This window comes from Erwinia oleae (assembly GCF_000770305.1).
GTDB lineage: Bacteria > Pseudomonadota > Gammaproteobacteria > Enterobacterales > Enterobacteriaceae > Erwinia > Erwinia oleae.
This window is the reverse complement of the sequence record NZ_JNVB01000041.1, coordinates 22,499-39,898: the sequence shown is the minus strand read 5'-3', so window position 1 is coordinate 39,898 and position 17,400 is coordinate 22,499. Positions and strand designations below refer to the sequence as shown.

Here is a 17,400-nt window from a genome sequence, read left to right as displayed (position 1 = left end):
CCCATTACCCAGGCAAACGGATAGAAGACATAGCCTAATACGCCCTGGAAACTGATGCCGAAAATGGTGTCAAACAGCGCATTGACCGCCGAAATCAGCGCGATGAAACCAATCAGCATCGCTGCAACAATCACCGCCACTTTGAAACCGGCGAGAATGTATTCACCCAGCATCTCAAAGAAGCTCTGACCTTTGTGCAGGTCGTTCAGCTTCAGATCCTCTTCGCTTTCAACGCGATAAGGGTTGATCAGCGAGAGCACGATAAAGGTGCTGAACATGTTGAGGATCAGCGCCGCCACGACATATTTCGGCTGGAGCATGGTCATGTAGGCGCCAACGATTGACATCGAAACGGTGGACATCGCGGTAGCCGCCATGGTGTACATGCGGCGCTGCGACATTTTTCCAAGAATGTCTTTATAGGCGATGAAGTTTTCTGACTGTCCCAGTATCAGCGAGCTTACCGCGTTAAACGACTCCAGTTTACCCATGCCGTTCACCTTCGACAGCACGGTGCCAATCGCACGAATGACAATCGGCAGAATGCGGAAGTGCTGAAGAATGCCGATAAGCGCGGAGATGAAAACGATAGGGCAAAGCACGTTCAGCCAGAAGAAGGCCAGTCCCTTATCGTTCATATTGCCGAAGACAAAGCTTGTACCCTGAGCGGCATAGGATAAAAGTTTATCAAACAGGCCTGCGAACCCCTGAACAAATCCCAGACCGACTTCTGAGTTAAGGAAGAACCACGCCAGCAGGACTTCGATCACCAGAAGTTGAATAACAAAACGGACGCGGATATTTTTGCGATCGCTACTTACCAGCAGGGCAAGCAGGGCGACCACAACCAGCGCCAAAGCAAAATGCAGAATGCGGGACATGTATGCTCCAAATTTGAAGGCTGTTATATTGCGGTGCGTATTCTATGTAACAAGCAACGGAAAAACGAGATCCAGGCCGCATTATAAGTATTACCTTTTACCTTCTGCGCAAGAATTCTTCCGCCGATCACATCCTGATACTGTTTAAAAAACCACCCAATAACTTGTAAGGTCATAGCTGATAGCCTAAAGTGAAAAATGTTGCTAATTAATTAACACACCTGTAACGTGGCCTGTGTTATAGCAAAGGCTATACTTATTAGCTCTGGCTATTGTACTGATAAGTTTTTCCTGCCATTAATGCACTTGATAATCATTATCATTTAAAAGACAATGCGTTTATCAGGTGTTTACAGAGGTCATACTATGTTGGAAAGTCGCACCGCGACGCAGCTTGCCCGCGGTTCCCGAAAAATCAAGTTTGCGCTGATGGGGCCCGCGTTTATCGCGGCTATCGGCTATATCGATCCGGGCAACTTTGCGACTAATATCCAGGCTGGCGCCTCCTATGGTTACAAATTACTCTGGGTGGTGGTCTGGGCGAACATCATGGCGATGGTTATCCAACTGATGTCCGCCAAACTTGGCATCGCCACCGGCAAAAACCTGGCGGAACATATTCGCGATCGCTATCCGCGCCCGGTGGTGTGGTTTTATTGGGTGCAGGCGGAGATCATCGCCATGGCGACGGATCTGGCGGAGTTTATCGGTGCGGCTATCGGATTCAAACTGGTTTTTGGCGTCAGCCTGTTACAGGGCGCGGTGCTGACCGGCGTGGTGACCTTCCTGATTTTGATGCTGCAAAACCGGGGCAGAAAGCCGCTGGAAGTGGTGATTGGCGGCATGCTGCTGTTTGTCGCGGCCGCCTACGTCATTGAACTGTTCTTTTCGCAGCCAAACGTGGCAGACCTGGTACAGGGGCTGGCGGTGCCATCGTTGCCAGGGGCGGACGCGGTACTGCTGGCGGCTGGCGTGCTGGGCGCAACCATCATGCCGCACGTTATCTATCTTCACTCCTCGCTGACGCAAAACCCGGACGGCGGAACGCGCGGCGAGCGCTATAACTCAACGCGGCTGGATGTGGCGATTGCCATGACCATCGCCGGATTTGTGAATCTGGCGATGATGGCGACCGCCGCAGCGGCTTTTCACTTCAGCGGACACACCGGTATTGCCGACCTGGATCAGGCCTGGCTGACGTTGGATCCGCTGCTGGGCAAAGCCGCCGCGATGGTGTTCGGCCTCAGTCTGCTGACGGCGGGCCTCTCTTCGACCGTTGTCGGCACCATGGCCGGGCAGGTGGTGATGCAGGGCTTTATCCGTTTTCACATTCCGCTGCTGGTGCGGCGGGTTGTGACGATGCTGCCCTCATTTATTGTGATTTTTGCGGGCTGGGAGCCCACCCGCATTCTGATCATGAGCCAGGTGCTGCTGAGCTTCGGTATTGCGCTGGCGCTGCTGCCGCTGCTGTCGTTCACCGGCAATCGTGAGCTGATGGGCGATTTAACCAATTCGCGGCTGATGCAAAACGTGGGACGCGTCATCGTGGTCATCGTGGTTGCGCTCAATCTTTACCTGCTGATTTCCATGGTGACGGGCTAATTCTTTCTGCATAAAAAAGCCGACATGACGTCGGCTTTTTTTATGTCTTAACCGCGATGGCGATTGTCGTAGCGCAAACGCTCTTGCCGCTGCCAGTCGCGGTGGCGATCGCGTTCACGCCATTCGCGATGCCGCTCCCGCTGCTGCCACTGCCGCTGGCGTTCATACCCCTGCCACCGGTACTGACGCTGCCATTCATAGCGCTGGCGCCTCTCCTGCTGACGTCGCCACTGCTCATGCTGTCGCCAGCGCCCTTCATCGTAGCGATAGTTGTTGTACCGCCCATTCGAATAATTGTCGCCAATCTGAAGCGATATGCCCGGTGCAAGAGGAATCGCTGTGTTATCGGCCTGCGCTGTGTGCATCGCCAGGGGAGAGAAATTTGCCAGCAACGCGGCAATAAGCAAGAGATGTTTCATGATGACTCCTTATCAGCGCACCATCAGCGCACCGTTAAGGCAGATTATAAAATGGGCAGTGAGGTTTCGCCCGGCGCAATCCGAAAAAAGCGCCAGGCGGGGCGGTTTGAGACTTCTCCGCAGCCGTTGACCTATCCAAGAATCGTAGCGATCTGATCCAGTTCAGCCGGTGTGAAATCGCGACGGGCCAGCATGCCAACCGCATCGTCAATCTGGCTGATTTTACTGGCGCCGATCAGAACAGAAGTCATGCGCGGATCGCGCAGCACCCATGCCAGCGCCATTTGCGACAGCTTCTGCCCGCGCTGCTGCGCCAGCTGATTCAGTTGCTGGATCTTCGCCATCGTCTCTGGCGTTAAGCGATCGCGGCTTAAAAACTGACTGCCGCTGGCGATACGTGAATCGTCAGGAATGCCGTTCAGATAGCGATCGGTCAGCAGGCCGCCCGCCAGCGGCGAGAAGCCAATGCAGCCGACGCCTGCGTTGCCTAACACCTCCAGCAGTCCGTTTTCTGGCCCACGCTCCAGCATCGAATATTTCGGCTGATGGATAAGACACGGCGTGCCCAACTGTTTGAGGATGGCGATGGCTTCGGCCGCTCTTTCCGCCGGATAGTTCGACAAAGCAATATAGAGCGCTTTACCCTGGCGAACGATATGATCCAGTGCGCTCATCGTCTCCTCCAGCGGCGTTTCCGGATCAGGGCGATGATGATAGAAAATATCTACGTAATCGAGATTCATGCGCTTCAGGCTCTGATTCAGGCTGGCAATCAGATATTTGCGTGAACCCCAGTCGCCATAAGGGCCGTCCCACATGGTGTAGCCGGCTTTGGAAGAGATAATCAGCTCGTCGCGATAGGGCAGAAAATCCTGACGCAGGATGCGGCCAAAATTCTCTTCTGCCGATCCCGGCGGCGGCCCGTAGTTGTTGGCCAGATCGAAATGGGTGATGCCGCAATCAAACGCGTGCCGGAGCAGTGAACGGCTGGTTGCCACCTGTGTCACATCGCCAAAGTTGTGCCACAACCCCAGCGAGACGGCGGGAAGCCTGAGCCCACTGCGTCCGCAGCGCTGATAGTCCATAGCGCTGTAGCGCTGTGCATCTGCCTGATAAATCATCGTAAACTCCTGTGTGTGAGATCCATGATGCCCGCAGTGTATACGGTTACACCAACGCGTGGCGAGGTGAAGATCGCAACCCTGATAAAACAGGGAGAGATAGCGTAACGCCGGGCCGCCGCTACAATGAGAGAAACTGTGTATCAATACAGACAGAATTCAGAATGATGCCCGTGGGCAAGCGCCGCGCAGGCAGGTAAGGTAAGCGGCTTTATGAATTCACAGGCGTCGGCGGACATTGTTGTTTAAGTCGGGGAAATTTATAGTGTGTTTAAATGACGTAAGCGGAGCAAAACAATAATGACTAAATATGCTTTGGTAGGTGATGTGGGCGGCACCAATGCGCGCCTGGCACTGTGTGACGTTGAAAGCGGTGCGATTTCACAAGCCAAAACGTTTTCCACAGCAGATTATGACAGTCTCGAAGCGGTGATCCGTTTTTACCTTGATGAACAGAAGCAGGATATTACCGACGGTTGCATTGCGATTGCCTGCCCGATCACCGACGACTGGGTAGAGATGACCAACCACGACTGGGCATTTTCCTCCAGCAAAATGAAGGCGAATCTCGGCTTCGAACATCTTGAGATCATCAATGATTTCACCGCCGTTTCGATGGCTATTCCGATGCTGTCGGAGCAGGATGTAATGCAGTTCGGCGGATCGGCGGCGGTGAAGGACAAGCCGGTTGCCGTGTATGGCGCCGGAACCGGCCTTGGCGTGGCGCATCTGGTGCATGTTGACCAGCGCTGGGTGAGCCTGCCGGGCGAGGGCGGGCACGTCGATCTCGCCGCCAACAGCGAAGAAGAGGATCTGATCCTTGAAGTGCTGCGCGCCGAACTTGGCCACGTTTCCGCCGAGCGCGTGCTCTCCGGCGCCGGGTTGGTCAATCTCTATCGCGCCATTGTGAAATCCGATAACCGCGTGCCGGAAAACCTGAAGCCAAAAGACGTTTCCGCGCGCGCGCTGGACGACAGCTGTACCGACTGCCGCCGCGCGCTGGCGATGTTCTGCGTCATTATGGGACGCTTCGGCGGAAACCTTGCGCTGACGCTGGGCACTTTCGGCGGTGTTTACATTGCCGGTGGCATCGTTCCGCGTTTTCTGGAGTTTTTCAAAGCGTCCGGCTTTCGCGCGGCGTTTGAAGATAAAGGACGCTTTCGTGACTACGTGCAGGGCATTCCAGTTTACCTGATCACCCACGACCAGCCAGGCCTGCTTGGCGCAGGCGCGCATCTGCGTCAGACGCTCGGCACCATTCTGTAATCTTTTCCGCCGGCTGACGCGCTATAAACGCATCAGCTGGCGAAATTCTTTCACCCTGCTGCGACTCACCGGCACCTGAAACTCCAAATCGTGCAGCTTAAGCATATAGGTGTTGTTGAACCACGGCTCAATTTCGCGGATTTTACTGAGGTTAACGCAGTAGGAGCGGTGGCAGCGGAAAAACGCCTCGTCAGGTAGCCGGTTACAAAACTCGGTAATATTCATCGACATTACATAGGCTTCGCGGCGCGTATAGACGAAGGTCATCTTCTCGTGCGCTTCGGCATAGTAAATATCGTTGATATCGGTCACGATTATCCGCTCGTCTTTCACCAGGTTAATGGTGTGCGGCGCGACGCGCGGGGCGTCAGAACCGCCCTGAAGCTTTTGCGCCAGGGTATTTTCCACCTTACGCAGCATCGTGACGATGCGCATCTCCTGATAAGGCTTCAGGATGTAGTCAAAAGCTTCCAGCTCGAAAGCATCAACCGCGTGCTCTTTATAGGCGGTGATAAACACGATCAGCGGCTTGTGGGCGAACTTGCTGATGTTTTGCGCCAGCAGTACGCCGTCCAGCGAGGGAATGTTGATATCCAGAAAGATGACGTCCACCTGATGCGTTTGCAGGTATTTCAGCACGTCGAGGCCGTCATCAAAGGTGGCCTCAATGGTCAGTGCGCTGTGCTGCTGGATCATCCAGCTCAGCTCCTGCTGCGCCAGGAATTCATCTTCTACTATGATCGCTTTCACTGATATTTCCTGATGATAACGCGTTAAGCGGTTAACGAGACGCGCTGCTTTTCCGGCAGAACGGCGCCGTTTTTGCTGATGTAAAAAGCGATTTCCGTTCCCGGCGAGAGCCGCTTAAGATGCAGCCCCTGACCGTAAAGCAGCCTGACGCGGTGATGCACGTTCAGCAGGCCAATTTTATTGCCCGGCATCTCGTTGCGTTCAACGCGCGCCATCACCTCTTCGCTGATGCCGTTGCCGGTATCACGCACCGCAATGCGAATACGATCGCCCTGATCCTTCACGCTGACAGTCACCACGCCTTTGCCGCGGCAAGGGTGGATGCCGTGAACAATGGCATTTTCCACCAGCGGCTGGATCAGCAGACTGGGCAGCGCGCAGCTCACGTCCTCTTCGATATCGTAAATCACCGTCAGCTTGTCGCCAAAACGCGCCTGCTCAATGGCAATATAGTCTTTGATCTGGTACAGCTCTTTTTTGATATCAATGATTTCATCGTCATTCAGCTCCAGGTTGTAGCGCAGGTAGCGCGACAGGTTACTGATCAGTTGGCGAGCGGTATCGGGATTGATGCGTATTGATGACGAAATGGCGTTCAACGCATTGAAAAGAAAGTGTGGGTTGATTTTGCTTTGAAGCGCGCGCAGCTCCGCTTTGTTGGCCATCTCTCTGAGCTGTTCAGCCCGGGACACTTCAAGCTGGGTAGAGATAATCTGCGACAGGCCAATCGCCATCTCTTTCAGCGACCAGGTGATGCGGTGCGCATGGCGATAGTAGATTTTCAGCGTGCCCGTCACTTCCCCTTTTTCCCACAGCGGAATCACAATCATCGAGTGAATTTGCGGTGTACGGTGCGCTTCGTCGTTGTTTCTGATAATGATTTCGCCGTGGTTAATGGCGCGGGCGGTGGTCGGACTAATGTGGTCATCGCCTTCGTGATAGTTCTCTTCTCCCACGCCGACATAGGCCAGAATCTGGTTTTTATTGGTGATAGCCACCGCATCTGCGTTAATATCGCAGCGAATAATATCGCAAACTTTGCGCAGCGACTCACTGTTTACCTGACGAAAAAGCGGCAGAGTTTTATTGGCGATATCCAGCGCCAGCTTTGCCTGACGCGCGGCCACGGCCTCTTTTTCACCCTCAACGCTCTGGATCAGCAGGACAATCAGGCCAATACTGGCGGCGCCAAGGATCATCGGAAGGGCGATTTCACTGGCAATGTCGAGGCCGAGCGCGGTGGGTTTCGCCCAGGCAACGATCAGCAGCATGGTCAACGCTTCGCACAGCATGCCGCCGACGATACCTGCGCTCCAGCGCTTCTCTTTCGCCACCTTCAGGTTTATCCAGCCTGAGACAAAACCGGCGGTGATACTGGTGATCAGACAGGGAACAGAGGTGACGCCGTGAACATCGATCAGAAAACGGTGCAGGCCGGCAATCACGCCGGTCGCAATGCCGACCCACGGGCCGAACAGAATGCCGCCGGACATAATGGCGATGGTGCGTACGTTCACCAACGATCCTTCCACATTTATCCCGCTCCAGGTGCCGAACAGCGCAAACAGCGAAAAAATGGCGGTAACGGCCAGCAGTTCCTGACGTGAATGCTCATCCTTTTGCAACAGCTGGCGGAATGGCCGGATGCGGGTCATAAAGAAGAGGCAAATGAGCATCAGCGCGGCGCGATCTAAAACCGCAAGCAGCATATTGAATGTGGCGTGCACGGGCGCCTCGACGGAGGTGAAGAATAACGCATTATGATAAGTAAAGCTGGGGCGATATGCCAGCCGGGAGAGTAAATGCGGAAATCCTAGTGGTAAAAAGAGGATTAAAAAAATGGGTTCTTGTGATTATTTTTTGTTCATAACGGCCGTGAGATCGCCATAAAATACGCCAAGAAAAAATTAAAGCGGAAGCGTACTTATTGGGCCTTTTAAAATTTCCCCTTATCAGAGAAGAACTATGAAGCTTTCTACCGAGCGTTTGCGGCTGACGCGTCTGCAACCGGAAGACTGGCCGATTTTTTATCAGGTCCATACGGATGAAAACGCGATGGCATTCATTAGCGAAGTGCGACAGGATGCCGAAATTCGCCAGCGATTCAACGACCGCCTCGCGCCCTGGCAGGTGACCAGCTTTCACATGCTCTGCCTGACGATCAGGATAGCCGCAACGGATGAAGCGGTAGGATTTATTGGCGCAAATGCTGAATGGGCGCCGTTTCGCCAGGCTGAAGTGGGTTATTCCTTGCTCAGCGCCCATTTCGGTAAAGGGTACGGCAGCGAAGCGCTCTCGGCGCTGACAGATTTTCTGTTTAACGACTGCGAGTTTCATAAGCTGAAGGCGGAAGTGGTAGAAGGAAACTGGGCTTCGCGCCGGGTGCTGGAGAAGAACGGATTCAGGCTTGAGGGTACTTTTCGGGATAATTATCTGCTGCGAGGCCGCTGGGTAAACGACTGGATGTTCGGCTGCCTGAAATCAGACCGTAAATAAAATTTTGTGCTGACCTCTCGACAGCGGTATCGCTAAAAGGCTATGTTCATTCCTCGACCATATTGTGGTCAGCGTCGCTCGGACGGTCCGGGCGCTAACGTAAATCAGAGGTTTCTATGACAAGTCCCCTGCGGCATTTTTCCCGTATCGAACGTCTTCCGCCTTACGTATTCAATATTACCGCCGAACTGAAAATGGCCGCACGCCGTCGCGGTGAAGATATTATCGACTTCAGTATGGGCAATCCTGATGGCCCGACGCCGCCGCACATTGTTGAAAAACTGTGCGCGGTGGCGCAGCGTGAAGACACCCACGGCTACTCCACCTCGCGCGGTATACCTCGCCTGCGCCGCGCGATCTCTCGCTGGTATGCCGACCGCTATGACATTGATATCGATCCTGAAACGGAAGCTATTGTTACGATCGGTTCGAAAGAGGGGCTGGCGCATCTGATGCTGGCGACGCTCGATCATGGTGATACGGTGCTGGTGCCCAACCCCAGCTATCCCATTCATATCTACGGTGCGGTGATTGCCGGCGCGCAGGTACGATCGGTGCCGCTGGTTGCGGGGGTTGATTTCTTTAATGAACTGGAGCGGGCCATCCGCGAAAGCTATCCCAAGCCAAAAATGATGATTTTAGGCTTTCCGTCGAATCCAACGGCGCAGTGCGTTGAGCTGGACTTCTTCGAACGAGTTATCGCGCTGGCGAAACAGTACAACGTGCTGGTCATTCATGACCTCGCCTATGCCGATATTGTTTACGATGGCTGGAAAGCACCGTCGATTATGCAGGTGCCGGGCGCGCGTGACGTGGCGGTGGAGTTCTTCACCCTCTCGAAAAGCTACAACATGGCGGGCTGGCGCATCGGTTTCATGGTGGGCAACAAAGAACTGGTTGCCGCACTGGCGCGTATCAAAAGCTATCACGATTATGGCACCTTCACGCCGCTCCAGGTGGCGGCCATTGCCGCGCTTGAGGGCGATCAGCAATGCGTACGCGATATTGCCGAACAGTACAAACTGCGCCGCGACGTGCTGGTGAAAGGGCTGCATGAAGCTGGCTGGATGGTCGATCTGCCGAAAGCGTCAATGTATGTCTGGGCGAAGATCCCGGATCACTACGCGCATCTCGGCTCGCTGGAGTTCGCCAAAAAGATGTTACTGGAAGCTAAGGTTTGTGTGTCGCCGGGGATTGGCTTTGGGGATTACGGCGATACGCACGTTCGGTTTGCGCTGATCGAGAACAGCGACCGCATTCGTCAGGCGGTTCGCGGTATCAAGGCCATGTTTCGTGCGGAAGGCATTTTACCCGGAACGGTAAAGGCCAGCGAAGAAGAAGCGTAACGGTTGGGGTCAGGCTGCAAGGCCTGGCCCTGTTGCAGCCAGCCTACAGCATTAAATAAAACGTTCCTGCCCAGACCAACAGGATAAAAGAGATCCCCATCAACGCATATTTCACGAACCACTCCTGAATTACTCTGTCCGGCAGCGCATCAGCCGGACATCTCATTTAGCCACGAATCGCTCATGGCGGAACCGTTCGCTAATTTACCCGCTCTTGATTTCAAAATAAAGACATGCAAAAAAAAGCCCGCTCGCCGCGGGCATAACATATTGTTATAATTACAAAAAACTCATTATTGGTGTTGCTGTGTGTCGGGACATTATCGCATTCGGCTCCCGCATGCGCCAGCCGGTATTCTTAATCGATTCAATTGGTAAAAATTTGTCTTACTCGGTAAAAAAAGTGCAAATACGATTTTTCCCGCTGGCGAAGCGCAGCGGGATTGATACTATCCTGCACCGGAGGAGAGTTCATATGAAGAAAACGGTTTTCGCAGCGCTGAGCATGCTGCTGCTGGCAGGATGTACATCCGGTAAGCCCGGCGCTTTTGAAAAGGTCGATGAAGATCCGGTAGCCAATACCGTTCAGTATCGTTTTAATCCGCAAAAGGTCGATAAAACCGCTATGGAAAAGGACGTGAAAAACTACTGCGCTGAGCGCGGATTTGATAAGGTTGATCCTATTGAGCCGCACGAAAGTCGACTGCCCGGACTAATGAAAGCCTGGTATCAGTGTAATTACACGATTAAAAGCTGAATAAAAAAATGGGCGGAAATTCCCCGCCCAATATTTTTCATATTTTTATTTTTATATTGCCGTGTGCAGGCTTTGCCCGCTTGAGAATGAACAATTTTCATTCTCTTATAATTCATCTCTTAGCGACAGCCACCCTTAATGATAATGATGCCCTGTGCCTGCCGCCGTGCCTTTCATACGTGATGCCGCCGGGTCACAACCCGCACGCCAGCGAGGCAAAAAAGTTTTCTCATTCGCTGGCTCCGGTAATTAGCAACTGTACAGAAACAAAGTGGAGAAATAATGCCAGCAGTGTAGAGTTAATTAAACATATATTACAAAATAATTCGAGCATGAATAATTAACAAAAAACCAATCAGGATAAATAAGATAAAGATGAAAAAACGCTTTCACAGAATGCTCTTAATTTTCTTTCTCTCTGTCATTATTCTTTTTATCCCAAATTTAACCGAAACGGCAATTATGGCCTAGACTCAGGGTGAGTAAATTCGGGAGAAATTATGCCTTATCAGATTAAAAATGTGCTGGCCGCTCAGGCTGAATTAGGCGAGTGTCCGCTGTGGTCGGTGGACGAGCAGGTGCTCTACTTTGTCGATATTCTTGCGCCCGCTCTGCATCGCTTCGATCCGCAAAGCGGCGAACATCAGGTAATGCCGGTAGAAGAGCATATTGGCTGTTTTGGTCTGCATGAGAAAGGCGGATTTGTAGCCGCACTGCGCAGCGGCGTTTGCCTGCTGGATCAACAGGGAAAGATCACGCAGCGTATCGCGCCTAACCCTGGCGAGGCGGCGCGTAGCCGTTTCAACGACGGTCGGGTGGATCGCTTTGGCCGCTTCTGGTGCGGCAGCCTGTGGGAGCCGCAGGATCGTAACGGCGGCAAGCTGTGTCGGCTGGATGAGAACATGCAGCTCACCGTACAGGCCGGGGACGTGATGATCTCCAACGGCGTCGCTTTTTCACCCGACAGCCGCTGGATGTATCACACCGATACGCCTAACGGCGTGCTCTATCGCTATCCGATGGACGAGCAGGGCGAGATCGGCCCGCGTGAGGTGATAAGGCGATTTGCGCAGGCGCAGGGCGGATTACCAGACGGCGCAGCCGTGGACAGTGAAGGATTTTACTGGGCAGCCATGTTCGACGGTTCGCGCGTTGTTCGCATGGATCCTGCTGACGGGCAGATCGTCGATGAAATTCCGTTGCCGGTGCGTTGGCCAACGATGATCGCCTTTGGCGGGCCCGATCTGAAAACGCTCTACATTACCAGCTCCCGCGAAGGGCGCACGGCAGAAGAGCTGGCTGCTTACCCGCAGTCTGGCGATCTGCTTGCGGTACGCGTCGGTGTGGCAGGGCTGCCCGAACCGCACTTTCGACAGCGATAAAAAACCGGCCTAAAAGGCCGGTTGTAATCAGACAATGTGCATTCAGGCATGCTGCAAGGCTTTTTTTCCTTCGCTGCGCTGATGCGGCAGGCGGATGACCAGTGAGGCAATCAGCGAGATAACCAGCAGCGTCATAATCAGGCTGAAGGTGACGGTGAAGCCGCCAAACAGCGAGGCAATTAACGAACCCATCACGCTGCCAATACCAAATCCCAGGTAAATCAGCCCGTAATTTTTGGTCAGATTGTTCAGGCCGAAGAAGTCACTGACCAGGGAAGGATAGACGGTGATGGTGCCGCCAAAGCTGAAGGCGACGCAGGCGATGGAAATAAAGAAAGTGGTTTCATTCATCGCAGTAAACAGCAGAATGCTCATTCCCACCAGCGAGACGACCTGTGCCAGAGTGATAACGCGGATGCGGGCAATTTTATCGGACAATACGCCCAGCACCAGCCGACCGCTCAGGTTCGCGATAGCGATAATAGTTACCGCATTGGCGGCAGTCTGTGCGGAGAGATGCACCAGGCTCTCACCGATATCCTTCGCTACGCCTATCACGTAGAGACCGCTCATGCAGGCGGTAAGAAACATCAGCGCCAGCAGCCAGTACTGTGGCATACGCACCGCTTCCGGCAGAGAAAAATCGCGCGTCTGGTTTTCGTTATGGAGTGCGGTAACCTGCTGCTGTGGCGCATCTTGCATCAGCAGCGCAGCGGGAATAATCATCGCCATCGCCAGTCCGCCCCAGATGATAAAGGTTGTCTCCAGACCGTTGTTGCTCAGTAAATAACCACAGATGAATTTAAAACCCAGGCTACCGAGCCCGTACGCGCCGATTGCGCAGGCGGAAATCAGTCCCTTCCGTTCCGGGAACCACTTAACGCAGTTCGACAATGTCATCAGATAGCCCGCGCCATCGGCCAGCCCCACCAGCACGCCTGCGCTCAGGTAGAGCATAAACAGGTTATCGGCGTGGGCGGTAAGATAAAAACCCGTTGCCAGCAGCAAACCGGCGCCGATCGTGACGTTGCGTACGCCAAAACGCTCCTGTAGCTTCCCGGCCACCGAGGAAGCAATGGCCAGCCCCAGACTCAACAGACCAAAAGAAAAGGCAATCTGACCGACAGGCGCGTCCAGTTTATGGGAAAGCTGACCATTGAACAGGCTCCAGGTATAAACCGAACCCAGCGCAAACTGCGTGATAATTGTGCCAATCAGGGTCAACCAACGGGTACGGTTGTGGTTTTGACAGACGGTATGTGTGCTCATAAAACGCTCCCGGCGAACGGTAAGTTATTGAGCACATGATAGGGCCGGGCTTACGCGCGCGGGGCGATAACGGCATGAAGTGCCGCCCGCGCGGAATGAAATGCCTCCTGCACGGCATGAGTGACCGGACAGGAGGGTAGCTTTGTGGGGTTACGCGCGGGCTATCCGAATATTTCTCATATCATTGCCGGTAGGCGTTTGATGTACGCGTAACCCGAACGCCGGCAGCACCGCAAAGATATGATCAAAGATATCCGATTGAATTTTCTCATATTCCAGCCAGGCGGTGGTATTGGTAAACATATAGATCTCCACCGGCAGGCCATCCGGGCCGGGCGCAAGCTGGCGAACCATCAACGTCATGCCTTTGTGGCTGTGCGGATGCGCCTTCAGCCACGCTTCGAGCCAGGCGCGAAACGTGCCGATGTTGGTCATGCGGCGGCCGTTGAGCGGCGTGCTTAAATCGCAGCCGAGTTCGGCGTTATGTTTTGCTACTTCAGCCTGTTTCCCCGCCAGGTAAGGCGTCAGCAGCTGCGCGCCCTTCATTCTGTCGATATCTTCATCGGTTAAAAAATGAATGCTGGTGGTATCAATATTGATGCTGCGCTTGATGCGGCGTCCGCCGGATTCCGTCATACCGCGCCAGTTTTTAAACGAGTCGGAAATCAGCGCATAGGTAGGAATGGTGGTAATGGTTTTGTCCCAGTTACTCACCTTCACGGTCGTCAGGCTGATATCCACCACGTCGCCATCCGCGCCATATTTCGGCATCTCCAGCCAGTCACCAATTTTAAGCATGTTATTGGCAGAGAGCTGGATACCTGCCACCAGCCCCAGGATAGGATCTTTAAAGACCAGCATCAGCACCGCGGTCATCGCACCGAGGCCGGTGAGCAGCACCAGCGGGGATTTGCCAATCAGAACTGAAATAATCATCAGCGTAACCAGCAGCGCGCCAATCAGCTTCAGGCTCTGGAAAATTCCGCGCAGTGGCAACTGACGCGCAATCACGCTGTTTTCCGACAGTTCAAGCAGTACGTCCAGCAGCGAAAAAAACAGCAGCAGGCTGAAAATCATCACCCAAACCTGGCTGACGGCCATCAGCACCGTAAACAGCGGATCGCTTCCGCTCAGGAACAGTTCAATCTGAAACTGGAATAAAAACCCCTGAACCAGCAGGGCAAAGCGGCTGAAGAGATTCTTTTTAATAACAGACGTTGGCCACTGGCGCGAAGAACGCCCGGCAAAGCGCGTCAGCAGCGGCAGCATCACCTGATGCAGCAAAGCGTGAACAACAAGCGAAATAAGCAAAACAATGCCGACAGTCGCTAAAACAGCAATCGGCGAGGCATAAGGCAAATTAATGGCGGTGAGCCATTGAAGAAGGTAGTGGTGCATCCGTTTCTGTTCCCTGTTAAAAAACGTTCCCAAACGACAAGGTAATCCATTTGCTATGGCTGGCGCGGAGGATAACGCGCATCGGGTCGCCGGATCAAATCCGGTTGATGTTAAGGTTGAGCGTCCCCGGAGAGAGAGGCGGCTGAAAGCGCTTTTTTCTTAACTTTCAGCCGCAGCAGAGAGCGAATCAGCCCTGAATGTAGCTGCGAATCGCATCTGCGATGGCTTTGCTGCTTTGGCGCTCGTCGCGATGCTCGGTATCGTCCGCCACCTTTTGCAGATACTTGTTGAGCTTACCGCCGGTAGGGACGTTGCCATAGGCAATTAACATCTGCACGATTTGGCGCAGGGCCAGTACTTCAACGGTAAGGCGTTCAACAACGGGATCTTTATCTGGCATAACCAACTCCGGTAAGGCGTAGTGAATTGCGCTTAATGTACGCTACCTGTGGAATAATCAATCGGTGGAATACAGGGGAGAAGGAAGGGTTATTTTATTGCGCTTGAGTTTCATCAATATCAGGCAGAATATAAACACCTGCTTCCAGAATCCTGACTCTCCCTATGCTCATCCATACTGATACTGACAGAACGCCCGGTGCAGACAGCTGGCTGGCCTGTCTGCTGGCCGCCGTTGCGGGCGCATTAAACACCGCCGCGTTTGAAATAGTCGGTTTTTTTTCCGCTAACATGACCGGCAATCTCTCTTCTCTTTCAGACAATCTTGCGAAGGTGAAATGGAGTAGCGGGGGCTTCTTTTTAGCCCTTGTGCTGCTGTTTATCACCGGCGCGACCCTTGCCACGCTCATCGTCAATGCCGGGCGCAGACGGAACATGCGGGGAATTTATGCCTTTGTGATCCTGATTGAGGCCACGGCGCTGATTGTACTGGGCACTGTTGAAATAACGGTGCCGCTCGCGTCGCCGGGCATCGTGTTGATCATGTGCCTCAGCCTGCTGATGGGATTGCAAAACGCGGTGGTCACGCGTATCTCCAACGCCCGTGTGCGCACGACACATATCTCCGGAACGGCAACGGACATTGGTATCGAGCTGGCGATGATGATCGATATTGTGCTGCGCCGGGAATCACCGAAGCAGGCTTCGCCTTTTATTGAACGACTGAAGTTACATGGACTGACGCTGTTCGGCTTTTTCGTTGGCGGCGTGACAGGCATTCTGGCCTGGAACTTACTCGGCTATGCGTTTTTAATTGTGACCGGCGGCCTGTTGATTTTTATGGCCATGTTATCGCTACAGCGCGCCAGAAAGCATGCGTCGTCGGCAAAATTGCTTGATGCTAACCAATAATTTGCTGACGCGAGAGAGGAAAGAAATGGCGTCCCCTGCAGGAATCGAACCTACAACTAGCCCTTAGGAGGGGCTCGTTATATCCATTTAACTAAGGGGACAGCGCCGGGAGTATAGCGCGATTTTATACGCAGATTAACCACTTACCCGTTCGACTGCTGTTTTTGTCATCAATCGGCCCGTTTTCGTTGCCGTTAGCGGGCAGAGATATCCGCAACATCGCGCCAGCTGGCGTCGGTTATTACCAGCCGCCGCGGCGCGCGAAAAACGGCTGATACTTTTCCTTATGCCTGTCACTCAGACCGGGCGCTTTCCTTCGGTTTCTCCTCCTTTTCACGCGACCTCTCTTTTGCTTTCGCCTCGGTTTTTTGCTTAGTGCTCATATCATTACGAATCTGAGCATGGCTAATCAGCGCAAAAATAAAGGTGCCGCCAATGATGTTACCGGCGAGCGTCGGCAGCGCAAAAGGCCAGAAAAAGTCATGCCAGCTGATCAGACCGTTAAACACCAGGTAAAGAACCTCTACTGAACCCACAACGATGTGCGCCAGATCGCCCAGCGCCACCAGCCAGGTCATCAGGACGATTACCCAGATTTTCGCCGCGCCCGCAGAGGGGAACATCCAGACCATGGTGGCGATGATCCAACCGGAAACGATGGCGTTAGCAAACATCTCAGCGGGCGTGTTTTCCATCACTTTCTGACTGATGGAAACAAAGGCAGTGCGTGTGGCATCATCAAAAATGGGCATGTGGGTAAATGCCAACGCGCCCATGGCGGTGCCGATCAGATTGCCGCCCAGCACAATGCTCCAGAGTCGAAAAAGCAGCCCAAAATTGCTGCGGGTTGGCTTGTGCATAATCGGCAATACGGCGGTCACGGTGTTCTCCGTAAACAGTTGCTGTCGCGCCATAATCACAATAATAAAGCCAAAGGTATAGCCTAAATTCTCCAGCAGTAAAGCGCCGGGAACGCCTTCAAGATTGGCCTGAAAGATGCCTTTTGCCATGAGCGATGCGCCCATCGACAGGCCTGCGGCAATAGCGGAAAACAGCAGCGCCATGCCGTCGCGTTCCAGCTCTTTTTCACCTTCCTGACGAATCTGCTCATGCACCGCTGCGGCGCGGGAGGGAAGCGCCTCTTCATCAACTTCGATAGATTCTCCCTGTTCGCTCTCTTCACTCTCAACTTCTGAGCTGTCGTTTTTTGTCGTCACGTTACGTTTCCTGATGCCTGAGATAATGTTGCCCGTGGCGTGTGACGGGCCAGTTCGCTGATAAAAGTGTAGCTAAATGTTATGAAGTGGATAATAAGACTTTAACATTACAACTTTTTTTTGGTTAACTGCCGCGAAACGTAGAGGGATCACAGCCGGGTTCGCCGCAGGCTGCGACGCGATGA

18 protein-coding genes and 1 tRNA gene are annotated in these 17,400 nt (G+C 53.5%); 8 read left to right on the top strand and 11 right to left on the bottom strand.

The genetic code is table 11. From position 1 onward, the window contains the following. Positions 1 to 881, bottom strand: an 881-nt coding sequence (locus GS12_RS14145) for a NupC/NupG family nucleoside CNT transporter (RefSeq protein WP_034948156.1), incomplete at its 3' end; no start/stop codon positions are given. 366 nt (positions 882 to 1,247) lie between these two features. Here GS12_RS14145 and GS12_RS14140 point away from each other — a divergent pair. Then, positions 1,248 to 2,483, top strand: coding sequence for an Nramp family divalent metal transporter (locus GS12_RS14140; RefSeq protein WP_034916240.1), 1,236 nt, complete (start codon positions 1,248 to 1,250; stop codon positions 2,481 to 2,483). A 47-nt stretch (positions 2,484 to 2,530) separates the two neighbouring features. Here GS12_RS14140 and GS12_RS14135 read toward each other — a convergent pair whose 3' ends face one another. Both GS12_RS14135 and mgrA read right to left on the bottom strand, forming a co-directional pair. Beyond that, complete coding sequence (locus tag GS12_RS14135) at positions 2,531 to 2,902, bottom strand: DUF2502 domain-containing protein (RefSeq protein WP_034916239.1); 372 nt, start codon at positions 2,900 to 2,902, stop codon at positions 2,531 to 2,533. Positions 2,903 to 3,033: 131 nt separating this feature from the next. Further along, entirely contained in the window at positions 3,034 to 4,023 is a 990-nt protein-coding gene (mgrA, locus tag GS12_RS14130) for an L-glyceraldehyde 3-phosphate reductase (protein ID WP_034916238.1), read from the bottom strand. A gap of 300 nt (positions 4,024 to 4,323) precedes the next feature. Here mgrA and glk point away from each other — a divergent pair, with 300 nt between their 5' ends. Further along, positions 4,324 to 5,289 (top strand): glucokinase, encoded by a 966-nt coding sequence (gene glk, locus GS12_RS14125; protein WP_034916236.1) that lies wholly within the window; start codon positions 4,324 to 4,326, stop codon positions 5,287 to 5,289. Positions 5,290 to 5,310: 21 nt separating this feature from the next. Here the strand turns inward: glk and GS12_RS14120 are convergent, their stop codons facing one another. Continuing rightward, complete coding sequence (locus tag GS12_RS14120; RefSeq protein ID WP_034948155.1) at positions 5,311 to 6,039, bottom strand: LytR/AlgR family response regulator transcription factor; 729 nt, start codon at positions 6,037 to 6,039, stop codon at positions 5,311 to 5,313. A gap of 23 nt (positions 6,040 to 6,062) precedes the next feature. After that, positions 6,063 to 7,748 (bottom strand): LytS/YhcK type 5TM receptor domain-containing protein, encoded by a 1,686-nt coding sequence (locus GS12_RS14115; protein ID WP_034948154.1) that lies wholly within the window; start codon positions 7,746 to 7,748, stop codon positions 6,063 to 6,065. A 256-nt stretch (positions 7,749 to 8,004) separates the two neighbouring features. Between GS12_RS14115 and GS12_RS14110 the strand changes: the two genes are divergently transcribed. Together GS12_RS14110 and alaC are read left to right on the top strand one after the other, a co-directional pair. After that, positions 8,005 to 8,535, top strand: a complete 531-nt coding sequence (locus GS12_RS14110; protein WP_034948153.1) for a GNAT family N-acetyltransferase — start codon at positions 8,005 to 8,007, stop codon at positions 8,533 to 8,535. Between the two features lie 116 nt (positions 8,536 to 8,651). Then, entirely contained in the window at positions 8,652 to 9,881 is a 1,230-nt protein-coding gene (gene alaC / locus GS12_RS14105; RefSeq protein WP_034916231.1) for an alanine transaminase, read from the top strand. A gap of 43 nt (positions 9,882 to 9,924) precedes the next feature. Here alaC and ypdK read toward each other — a convergent pair whose 3' ends face one another. Continuing rightward, a complete protein-coding gene (gene ypdK / locus GS12_RS25315; RefSeq protein WP_197060497.1) occupies positions 9,925 to 10,047 on the bottom strand; it encodes a membrane protein YpdK in 123 nt (40 codons plus the stop codon). A 309-nt stretch (positions 10,048 to 10,356) separates the two neighbouring features. On the opposite strand from ypdK, the gene GS12_RS14100 reads away from it, so the two are divergent. The 3 genes from GS12_RS14100 (at position 10,357) to GS12_RS14095 (ending at position 12,020) form a co-directional block, all read left to right on the top strand. Continuing rightward, positions 10,357 to 10,638, top strand: a complete 282-nt coding sequence (locus tag GS12_RS14100; RefSeq protein ID WP_034916229.1) for a membrane lipoprotein lipid attachment site-containing protein — start codon at positions 10,357 to 10,359, stop codon at positions 10,636 to 10,638. An 8-nt stretch (positions 10,639 to 10,646) separates the two neighbouring features. Next, positions 10,647 to 10,982, top strand: coding sequence for a hypothetical protein (locus GS12_RS24340; protein WP_152601413.1), 336 nt, complete (start codon positions 10,647 to 10,649; stop codon positions 10,980 to 10,982). A 156-nt stretch (positions 10,983 to 11,138) separates the two neighbouring features. Beyond that, complete coding sequence (locus tag GS12_RS14095; RefSeq protein WP_034948151.1) at positions 11,139 to 12,020, top strand: SMP-30/gluconolactonase/LRE family protein; 882 nt, start codon at positions 11,139 to 11,141, stop codon at positions 12,018 to 12,020. A gap of 42 nt (positions 12,021 to 12,062) precedes the next feature. On the opposite strand, the gene GS12_RS14090 is transcribed toward GS12_RS14095, so the two are convergent. From GS12_RS14090 to GS12_RS14080, 3 genes are all read right to left on the bottom strand, one after another. Continuing rightward, positions 12,063 to 13,289 carry an L-lactate MFS transporter gene (locus GS12_RS14090; RefSeq protein ID WP_034948147.1) on the bottom strand — a complete coding sequence of 409 codons (1,227 nt, stop codon included), beginning with the start codon at positions 13,287 to 13,289 and terminating at the stop codon, positions 12,063 to 12,065. A 150-nt stretch (positions 13,290 to 13,439) separates the two neighbouring features. Continuing rightward, complete coding sequence (locus GS12_RS14085) at positions 13,440 to 14,687, bottom strand: mechanosensitive ion channel family protein (RefSeq protein ID WP_034948144.1); 1,248 nt, start codon at positions 14,685 to 14,687, stop codon at positions 13,440 to 13,442. 187 nt (positions 14,688 to 14,874) lie between these two features. After that, positions 14,875 to 15,087: a hypothetical protein gene (locus GS12_RS14080; RefSeq protein ID WP_034916222.1), complete on the bottom strand. Its 213-nt coding sequence runs from the start codon at positions 15,085 to 15,087 to the stop codon at positions 14,875 to 14,877. 164 nt (positions 15,088 to 15,251) lie between these two features. On the opposite strand from GS12_RS14080, the gene GS12_RS14075 reads away from it, so the two are divergent. Continuing rightward, positions 15,252 to 15,998 carry a YoaK family protein gene (locus GS12_RS14075; RefSeq protein WP_034948141.1) on the top strand — a complete coding sequence of 249 codons (747 nt, stop codon included), beginning with the start codon at positions 15,252 to 15,254 and terminating at the stop codon, positions 15,996 to 15,998. 26 nt (positions 15,999 to 16,024) lie between these two features. Here the strand turns inward: GS12_RS14075 and GS12_RS14070 are convergent. Then, a tRNA-Arg gene (locus tag GS12_RS14070) sits at positions 16,025 to 16,099 on the bottom strand. Between the two features lie 192 nt (positions 16,100 to 16,291). Further along, complete coding sequence (locus GS12_RS14065) at positions 16,292 to 17,215, bottom strand: formate/nitrite transporter family protein (RefSeq protein ID WP_034948138.1); 924 nt, start codon at positions 17,213 to 17,215, stop codon at positions 16,292 to 16,294. Positions 17,216 to 17,400 lie beyond the last annotated feature (185 nt).